Source organism: Delftia sp. ZNC0008, assembly GCF_000799035.1.
GTDB lineage: Bacteria > Pseudomonadota > Gammaproteobacteria > Burkholderiales > Burkholderiaceae_C > Comamonas > Comamonas tsuruhatensis.
Map to the genome: position 1 here is coordinate 1 of NZ_JTKZ01000027.1, position 9,436 is coordinate 9,436.

A 9,436-nucleotide genomic window follows, 5' to 3' on the forward strand; every position below is an offset into this window, starting at 1 on the left:
CGCGGCTGCGGGCGCTGCAGCGGGAGCGGCTGCAGCGGCGGGGGCGGCTGCAGGAGCGGCAGCGGCCACACCGGCCACGCCTTCGGTGTCGATCTTGGCGATCAGCTGCTCGGCCACCACGGTGGCGCCGTCACCTTGCACGATCTCGGCCAGCACGCCAGCGGCGGGCGCGGGCACTTCGAGCACGACCTTGTCGGTTTCGATCTCGATGAGGATCTCATCGACTGCAACCGCTTCGCCGGCCTTCTTCTTCCAGGTCAGCATGGTGGCCTCAGCGATGGACTCGGACAGCTGGGGAACTTTGACTTCAACGATAGCCATTTGTGATTCTTTCCAAAAGTGTTCTGTACTGATACGTAGCGGGTGGGGGCTGCCTTACTTGTTCAGGACAAAACCCTTGAGCTTGGAGAACGCGCCTTCCACCAGGGCCTTTTGCTGCTCCTGGTGCAGGTGGGCGTATCCCACGGCGGGCGATGCCGAGGCAGCGCGGCCGGAGTAGCCCAGCTTCTGGCCATCGAGCATGTTCTCGTGGATGTAGTGCTGCACGAAGAACCAAGCGCCCTGGTTCTGCGGCTCGTCCTGGCACCAGACGATGTCGGTGGCGTTGCCGAACTTCTTCAGTTCAGCGGCGAAAGCCTTGTGCGGGAAGGGGTACAGCTGCTCGACGCGGATGATGGCGACGTCCTTGCTTTCCTTCTCGGTGCGCTTCTTGACCAGGTCGTAGTAGACCTTGCCGGAGCATGCGATCACGCGCTTGACCTTGGCCGCGTTCTTCACGACGGCTTCGTCCTGCTCAGGGATCACGGTCTGGAAACCGCCGCTGGTGAACTCGGACAGCGGCGAGGTGGCGTCCTTGTTGCGCAGCAGCGACTTGGGGGTCATGATGACCAGCGGCTTGCGCAGCGGGCGCACCATCTGGCGGCGCAGCACGTGGAAGATCTGGCTGGCCGTGGTCGGCTGCACGATCTGCATGTTGGCGTCGGCGGCCAGCTGCATGAAGCGCTCCAGGCGCGCCGAGCTGTGCTCGGGGCCCTGGCCTTCGTAGCCGTGCGGCAGCATCAGCGTCAGGCCGTTGATGCGGCCCCACTTGACTTCACCGGAGGCGATGAACTGGTCGATCACGACCTGGGCGCCGTTGGCGAAGTCGCCGAACTGGGCTTCCCAGATCACCAGGGTGTTGGGGTCGTTCGACGCATAGCCGTACTCGAAGCCCAGCACGGCTTCTTCGGACAGGATGGAGTCGATGACGGTGAACGGAGCCTGGCTGTCGGCCACGTTCTGCAGCGGGATGTAGGTGCCTTCGCTCCACTTCTCGCGCTTTTGGTCATGGATGACCGAGTGGCGGTGCGTGAAGGTGCCGCGGCCGCAGTCCTCGCCCGACAGGCGCACGGGGTAGCCCGATGCGACCAGCGATGCGAAGGCCATGTGCTCGCCCATGCCCCAGTCCACGTTGACTTCGCCGCGGCCCATGGCTGCGCGGTCGTCATAGACCTTCTTGACCAGCGCGTGCGGCGTCACGGTCTCGGGGATGGTGGTGATGCGTTCGGCCAGGCGCTTCCATTCCGTCAGCGGGATGGCGGTGTCGCCGGCGTCCGTCCAGGTCTTGCCCAGGAACGGGCTCCAGTCCACGGCGTACTTGCTCTTGAAGTTGGTCAGCACCGGGTCCACGGTGTGGCGGCCTTCGTCCATGGCGGCGCGGTAGGCCTTGGCCATGTCGTCGCCCAGCGATTCGCCCAGGCCCTGTGCGGCCAGCTTGTCGGCGTACAGCTTGCGGGTGCCGGGGTGGGCGCCGATCTTCTTGTACATCAGCGGCTGGGTCAGCGCGGGGGTGTCCTGCTCGTTGTGGCCCAGCTTGCGGAAGCAGACGATGTCCACGACCACGTCCTTGGAGAATTCCATGCGGAACTCCAGGGCCAGCTGCACGGCCAGCGCCACGGCTTCCGGATCATCGCCGTTGACGTGCAGCACGGGCGACTCGATCATCTTGACGATGTCGGTGCAGTACAGCGTGGAGCGGGTGTCGCGCGGATCGGAGGTGGTGAAGCCGATCTGGTTGTTGATGATGATGTGCACCGTGCCGCCCGTGGTGTAGCCACGGGTCTGGGCCAGCGCCAGGGTTTCCTGGTTCACGCCCTGGCCGGCGAAGGCTGCATCGCCGTGCACCAGCACGGGCAGCACCTGCTTGCCGTGCGGGTCGTCGCGGCGGTCCATGCGCGAGCGCACCGAGCCTTCGACCACGGGGTTGACGATTTCCAGGTGCGAGGGGTTGAAGGCCAGCGACAGGTGGACGGGGCCGCCTGCGGTGGACACGTCGGAGCTGAAGCCCTGGTGGTACTTCACGTCACCGGCGGGCAGGTCCTCGGGGGCGGTGTGGTCGAACTCGGCGAACAGGTCCTTGGGCATCTTGCCCAGGGTGTTGACCAGCACGTTCAGGCGGCCGCGGTGGGCCATGCCGATCACGACTTCCTGCACGCCCTTCTGGCCGGCAGCGTTGATCAGCTCGTCCATGGCGACGATGAAGCTCTCGCCACCTTCCAGCGAGAAGCGCTTTTGGCCGACGTACTTGGTGTGCAGGTAGCGTTCCAGGCCTTCGGCAGCCGTCAGGCGGTCAAGGATGCGCTTTTTCCGGCTGGCATCAAAGCTGGGCTTGGTACGGCTGGTTTCCAGCTTTTGCTGCCACCAGCGCTTTTGCGTCTGGTCCGTGGCATACATGTACTCGGAGCCGATGGTGCCGCAGTAGGTTTCGCGCAGAGCGTTCATCAGCTCGCGCAGGGACATGCTTTCCTTGCCGAAGAAGGTGTTGCTCGTGTTGAACACCGTTTCCTGGTCGGCATCGGTGAAGCCGTAGAACGACGGCTCCAGCTCGGGAATTTCGGGGCGCTCGGTGCGCTTGAGGGGGTCCAGATCGGCCCAGCGTGCGCCGACATTGCGGTAGGCGGCGATCAGTTGCTGGACGGCGGTGCGCTTGCGGCCCAGCTCGGAGTCGGCGCCGGAGGCCACGACCACCTTGGTGCCGCCTTGCTTGGCGCGCTCGGCGAAAGCGTTGATGACGGGCTGGTGTGGAACGTCCTTGGCGTCGGTGCCATCGACTGCGGGCACATGTTGCAGTGCATCAAAGTACTCGCGCCAGGAATCCGGCACGCTACCGGGATTGGCCAGGTAGTTTTCGTACATTTCTTCGACGTAGGGGGCATTGCCGCCGAAGAGGTAGGTATTGCCTTGGTAGGCTTGGTAGACCGACGTCTGATCGCTCATATTGCGCTGACCTCAGCCTCCCTGAGGGAGGCATTAGCTGGTTTGTGGAACCTTCCGCGACACGGCTGTACCGATTGGCGGATGCGACTGTGGCTGGGGAAGGGCCTGGTTGCGACCGCCATTGTGCCACCGTTCAAACATCGCAGCAGGGCAGTTACCAAGTGATTACCTGAACTCTCCGGGAGTTCCCGCAGTCGCGTACATTGGCGCATCTTCCGAACGGACCGCCAGATGAACCTGCTGCCCCTACACAAACGCACTTTCATGCTGCTGCTGATTGCGGCAACCATAGGCTTCGGTGCCGTGCTCTGGGAGTTCATGGGGGCCATCTTCTGGGGCGTCGCCCTGGCCATCCTGTTTTCGCCGCTGCACCGGCGCCTGCTGGCGCGCATGCCACGGCGCACCAATCTCGCCGCCCTGTCCACCCTGCTGCTGTGCCTGGTGGTGGCCATCCTGCCGCTGGCGCTGATCGGCGCCTCGCTGGTGCGCGAGGCCTCGTTGATCTATGAGCGCGTCAACAGCGGCAACCTGGATGCAGGCACCTATGTGCAACAGATCATGGACGCCCTGCCCTCCTGGGTCACACCCTGGCTGGAGCGGTTGCACCTGGGTTCGCTGGCCGAGCTGCAGGACAAGCTGTCCAGCATCGCCATGCAGGCCTCCAAGCTGGCCGCCACCAAGGCGCTGGGCATAGGCCAGAACACCTTCGGGTTTCTGGTCGGCTTCTGCGTGATGCTGTACCTGCTGTTCTTCCTGCTGCGTGACGGCCGCGACCTGACACAGCGCATCCGCATGGCCATCCCGCTGCAGTCCGACCACAAGGCCGAGCTGTCGAGCAAGTTCACCACCGTGATCCGCGCCACCGTCAAGGGCAACCTGGCCGTGGCGGCCGCCCAGGGCGCGCTGGGCGGGCTGATCTTCTGGATTCTGGGCATCCAGGGGCCCGTGCTGTGGGGCGTGGTGATGGCGTTCCTGTCGCTGCTGCCCGCCGTGGGCGCCGGCCTGATCTGGGCACCGGTGGCCATCTACTTCCTGGCCACCGGTGACATGGGCAAGGGCCTGATCCTGATCGCCTACGGCGTGCTGGTGATCGGACTGGTGGACAACGTGCTGCGCCCGCTGCTGGTGGGCAAGGACACCAAGATGCCCGACTACATCGTGCTGATCTCGACACTGGGCGGCATGGCTCTCTTCGGACTGACGGGTTTTGTGATAGGACCCGTGATCGCGGCGCTGTTCATGGCAATCTGGGACATGTTCACGCGCATGCAGCTGCAGGATGAGGAAAGGCGCCGCCAAATGGCCCAAACGGTGAACCCATCGGTGAACAAGACGGGTTTGGCGCATGCTGAATATCAGACGTCGGATGATCTGGGCCTCAAGCATGCCCCGCGCGATCCGGGCCCGCCGGCACGCTGATCCACCCCGGCCTCCGCTCCCGGGGGAGGCCAAAAACCCCATTCGGCAATTCAATCGACGCAAATGGTTCGCATTCACCCAATAGACTGTATTGATCGATGCCATTCAGCCAGCCAATGAATACCGGATTGATATAAAACAAAATATCCGAAGCCTTCAAACCAGATAATCAATTCAACTGATGAATCAGCCGGACACCGGGCCGGCAAGCCCCGCGCAGCAAGGTGCAGCGGGGAGGCCGCGCATGAATGCCGCACAGGCCGACTCGGGATTAAGGGTTATTTCCCGGATTGTTTTCGGGGTGCACTCGTAGAATTTGCTTACAAGCGTCAATTTCTATTAGAAGGTACCCCACATGGTCCAATTCTCCAGACGCCAGTTCATGAAAGTGACTGGTTCGACTCTGGCCGGATCCAGCCTGGCGTTGATGGGCTTCTCGCCCACGGCCGCCCTGGCTGAAGTGCGCCAGTTCAAGCTGGCCGCCACCACGGTCACCCGCCAGACCTGCACCTACTGTTCGGTAGGCTGCGGCATCCTGATGTATTCGCTGAGCGATGGCGTCAAGAACGCCAAGCTGTCGGTGATCCACGTCGAGGGAGATCCCGACCACCCCGTCAACCGCGGAACGCTGTGCCCCAAGGGCGCATCGCTGCTGGACTTCGTCCACAGCCCGCACCGCCTGAAGTATCCCGAGTACCGCGCGCCCGGCTCCACCGAGTGGAAGCGCATGTCCTGGGATGAGGCGCTGACCCGCATCACCAAGCTGCTCAAGGACGACCGCGACGCGAACTTCGTCGAGCAAAACGACAAGGGCCAGACGGTGAACCGCTGGCTGACCACCGGCATGCTGGCCGCCTCGGCCTCCAGCAACGAAGCCGGCTACGTCACACACAAGGTAGCCCGCTCCTGGGGCCTGCTCGCACTCGATAACCAAGCACGTGTCTGACACGGCCCGACGGTGGCAGGTCTTGCCCCGACGTTTGGCCGTGGAGCGATGACGAACCATTGGGTCGACATCAAGAACGCGGACGTTATCCTGATCATGGGCGGCAATGCCGCTGAAGCACATCCCTGCGGTTTCAAGTGGGTGACCGAAGCGAAGGAGCACAACAGTGCGCACTTCATGGTGGTCGATCCGCGCTTCAACCGCTCCGCCTCCGTGGCCGATTTCTACGCCCCCATCCGGTCGGGCTCGGACATCGTGTTCCTGGGTGGCGTGATCAACTATCTGCTGACGAACGACAAGATCCATCACGAATACGTGAGGAACTACACCGACTTCTCGTACATCGTGAAGGAGGAGTTTGCGTTCGACGAGGGCATCTTCTCGGGCTACGACCCGCAGACCCGCAAGTACGACAAGTCCAGCTGGGACTATGAACTCGACGCCGACGGCTACGTGAAGGTGGACGCCAGCCTGCAGCATCCGCGCTGCGTGTACCAATGGCTCAAGCGCCACTACGCCAGCTATACGCCCGAGAAGGTGGAGAGCGCCTGCGGCACGCCCAAGGAAAAATTCCTGCATGTGTGCGAGAAGCTGGCTTCGACGGCAGTGCCGGGCCGCGCCGCAACCATCCTGTACGCACTGGGCTGGACACAACACACCACGGGTGCGCAGATCCTGCGCACGGGCGCCATGGTGCAACTGCTGCTGGGCAACATCGGCGTGGCCGGCGGCGGCATGAATGCGCTGCGCGGGCACTCCAACATCCAGGGCCTGACGGACCTGGGGATTCTGTCGGCCTCGCTGCCAGGCTATCTGACGCTGCCCAACGAAGGCGAGCAGGACTACCAGAAGTACATCGACGCGCGCACGCCCAAGGCCATGCGCCCGGGCCAGATGAACTACTGGTCGAACACGCCCAAGTTCCACGTGAGCCTGATGAAGGCCTGGTGGGGACCGGCGGCCACGGCCGAGAACAACTGGGCCTTCAACTACCTGCCCAAGCTGGACAAGCAGTACGACATGCTGCAGGTGTTCGACATGATGGCGCAGGGCAAGATCAACGGCTACATCGCCCAGGGCTTCAACCCGCTGGCGGCTCTTGCGAACAGCAACAATGTGCGCGAAGGCCTCAAGAAGCTGAAGTTCCTGGTGATCATGGACCCGCTGGTCACCGAAACGTCGGAGTTCTGGAAGAACCACGGCGAGTTCAACGACGTGGATTCGGCATCCATCCAGACCGAGGTGTTCCGCCTGCCCACGACCTGCTTTGCCGAGGAAGACGGCGCCGTCGTCAGTTCCTCGCGCGTGCTGCAGTGGCACTGGAAGGCGGCCGAGCCCCCGGGCGAAGCCAAGACCGACATCGCCATCATGTCGGCCCTGCACCTGCGCCTGAAGCAGGCCTACGAGAAGGACGGCGGCAAGTTCCCCGAGCCGATCACCAAGCTGTGGTGGCCGTATGCCCATGCCGATCATCCGACTTCGGAAGAGATCGCCAAGGAGTACAACGGCCGCGCGCTGGTGGACCTGTTCGACCCCAAGGACCCGACCAAGCTCATCCGCAAGGCCGGCGAGCAGCTCGCCGGCTTCGGCGAGATGCGCGACGACGGCACGACGATGGGCGGCTGCTGGATCTGGGCTGGCTGCTGGACCTCGTCCGGCAACCAGATGGCCCGACGCGACAACAGCGACCCTACGGGCATAGGCAATACGCTGAACTGGGCCTGGGCCTGGCCGGCCAACCGCCGCGTGCTCTACAACCGTGCCTCGTGCGACCGCAACGGCCAGCCGTTCAATCCTCAGCGCACGCTGATCCGCTGGAACGGCAAGACCTGGGGCGGCGCCGACGTGCCCGACATGGGTCCGACCATGCCGCCTGAGACCACCGATCCGTTCATCATGAACCCCGAGGGCGTGGCGCGCTTCTTCGCCCGCAAGGGCATGAACGAGGGACCGTTCCCCACCCACTACGAGGCCTTCGACAACCCGCTGGGATACAACCCCATGTATCCCGACAACAAGCTGGCTGTCATCAACCCGGCCGCCCGCATCTTCGACTCCGCCAAGGATTCGGCAGGCTCGCCCAGCGAGTTCCCGCATGTGGGCACGACGTACCGCCTGACCGAGCACTTCCACTATTGGACCAAGCACGTTCAGTTGAACAACATCGTTCAGCCCGAGCAGTTCGTGGAAATCGGCGAGGCGCTGGCCAAGGAACTGGGCATCGAGACGGGCCAGCATGTGAAGGTCAGCTCCAAGCGCGGCTTCGTCAAGGCCGCCGCCGTGGTGACCAAGCGCATCAAGCCCATGAAGATCGATGGCAAGACCATCCACCACGTGGGCGTGCCCATTCACTGGGGCTTCTCGTCGACGGGCCGCAAGGGCTACATGGCCAACAACCTGACGGCATCGGTGGGCGATGGCAACAGCCTTACCCCGGAATCCAAGACCTTCCTCGTGAAGGTGGAAAAGGTTTAAGGAGCAGCTGATGTCATCAACCATGTCTCTCGATATCAAGCGTCGCTCGGCCACGACGACGCCTGCTCCCAGTGCGCGCGAAACGCACAGCGGCGAGGTGGCCAAGCTCATCGATGTCTCCAAGTGCATCGGGTGCAAGGCCTGCCAGACCGCCTGCATGGAGTGGAACGACCTGCGCGACGAAATCGGCACCTGCGCGGCCGGCGTCTATGACAACCCGACCGATCTGACCGATCAGTCGTGGACCGTCATGCGCTTTACCGAGTACGAGAACGAAGCGACCGGCAACCTGGAGTGGCTGATCCGCAAGGACGGCTGCATGCACTGCGAGGACCCGGGCTGCCTGAAGGCCTGCCCCTCGCCGGGCGCCATCGTGCAGTACAGCAACGGCATCGTGGACTTCCAGCAGGACCAGTGCGTGGGCTGCGGCTACTGCGTCACGGGCTGCCCGTTCAACATCCCGCGTATCTCCAAGAAGGACCACAAGGCCTACAAGTGCACGCTGTGCTCGGACCGCGTGGCCGTCGGCCGGGAGCCTGCCTGTGTCAAGACCTGTCCCACCGGCGCCATCATGTTCGGCACCAAGGAGGCGATGAAGGACCAGGCCGAGCACCGCATCGGCGACCTCAAGCGGCGCGGCTATGCCGAGGCGGGCCTGTATGACCCGCAGGGCGTGGGCGGCACCCATGTGATGTACGTGCTGCATCACGCGGACAAGCCTTCGCTGTACAAGGGCCTGCCCGACGACCCGAAGATCAGCCCCATGGTGTCCCTGTGGAAGGGCGTGGCCAAGCCGCTGGCCATGGCCGCGCTGGGCGCAGCTGCCGTCGGCAGCCTGTTCCACTACATCACCAAGGGCCCGAACGACGTGTCCAAGGAACTGGAAGACGAAATGGACCGCAAGGACCAGGAAGCCGCTGAAAAGGAGGCCCGCCGATGAAACGCAACCCACGTGACCTGGTGCGCTACAACGCATCGGAGCGTGCCAACCACTGGGTGGTCGGCATCTGCTTCATCCTGCTGGCACTGTCGGGCCTGGCGTTCTTCCACCCGGCCTTCTTCCCGCTCACGCAGCTGTTCGGCGGCGGGCCGTGGACACGCATCCTGCACCCCTACATCGGGGTGGTGATGGCGCTGTTCTTCATCATCATGGCGCTGCGCTTCTGGCGCCTGAACGTGGTCGAGCCGCGCGACATCGAGTGGCTCAAGAACGTCAACAAGATGATCGACGGCGACGACCACGACATGCCCGAGCAGGGCAAGTACAACGGCGGCCAGAAGCTGCTGTTCTGGGGCCTGGTCATCGGCATGCTGGCGATCACCGTGACCGGCGCGCTCATG

6 protein-coding genes are annotated in these 9,436 nt (G+C 63.7%); 4 read left to right on the plus strand and 2 right to left on the minus strand.

The genetic code is table 11. From position 1 onward, the window contains the following. Both L995_RS00815 and L995_RS00820 read right to left on the minus strand, forming a co-directional pair. Positions 1-321: biotin/lipoyl-containing protein (locus L995_RS00815; RefSeq protein WP_047468202.1), on the minus strand; the 321-nt coding region annotated here is incomplete at its 3' end. 54 nt (positions 322-375) lie between these two features. Continuing rightward, the gene (locus tag L995_RS00820; protein WP_016446856.1) at positions 376-3,255 is read right to left on the minus strand and encodes a 2-oxoglutarate dehydrogenase E1 component; all 2,880 of its coding nucleotides are present in this window, start codon (positions 3,253-3,255) and stop codon (positions 376-378) included. A 231-nt stretch (positions 3,256-3,486) separates the two neighbouring features. On the opposite strand from L995_RS00820, the gene L995_RS00825 reads away from it, so the two are divergent. The 4 genes from L995_RS00825 to L995_RS00845 form a co-directional block, all read left to right on the plus strand. Beyond that, complete coding sequence (locus L995_RS00825) at positions 3,487-4,674, plus strand: AI-2E family transporter (protein ID WP_016446855.1); 1,188 nt, start codon at positions 3,487-3,489, stop codon at positions 4,672-4,674. Positions 4,675-5,029: 355 nt separating this feature from the next. Beyond that, complete coding sequence (fdnG, locus tag L995_RS00835) at positions 5,030-8,095, plus strand: formate dehydrogenase-N subunit alpha (RefSeq protein ID WP_156135959.1); 3,066 nt, start codon at positions 5,030-5,032, stop codon at positions 8,093-8,095. A 10-nt stretch (positions 8,096-8,105) separates the two neighbouring features. After that, entirely contained in the window at positions 8,106-9,035 is a 930-nt protein-coding gene (gene fdxH, locus L995_RS00840) for a formate dehydrogenase subunit beta (protein WP_012205325.1), read from the plus strand. After that, the coding region (locus L995_RS00845; protein WP_047468214.1) for a formate dehydrogenase subunit gamma at positions 9,032-9,436 on the plus strand (405 nt) is incomplete at its 3' end. The genes fdxH and L995_RS00845, both read left to right, overlap by 4 nt.

Excerpts from the sequence above, each read along its gene's own strand:
- fdxH (WP_012205325.1), top strand. The coding sequence starts at position 8,106 with ATGTCATCAACCATGTCTCTCGATATCAAGCGTCGCTCGGCCACGACG.
- L995_RS00820 (WP_016446856.1), bottom strand. The coding sequence starts at position 3,255 with ATGAGCGATCAGACGTCGGTCTACCAAGCCTACCAAGGCAATACCTAC.
- L995_RS00825 (WP_016446855.1), top strand. The coding sequence starts at position 3,487 with ATGAACCTGCTGCCCCTACACAAACGCACTTTCATGCTGCTGCTGATT.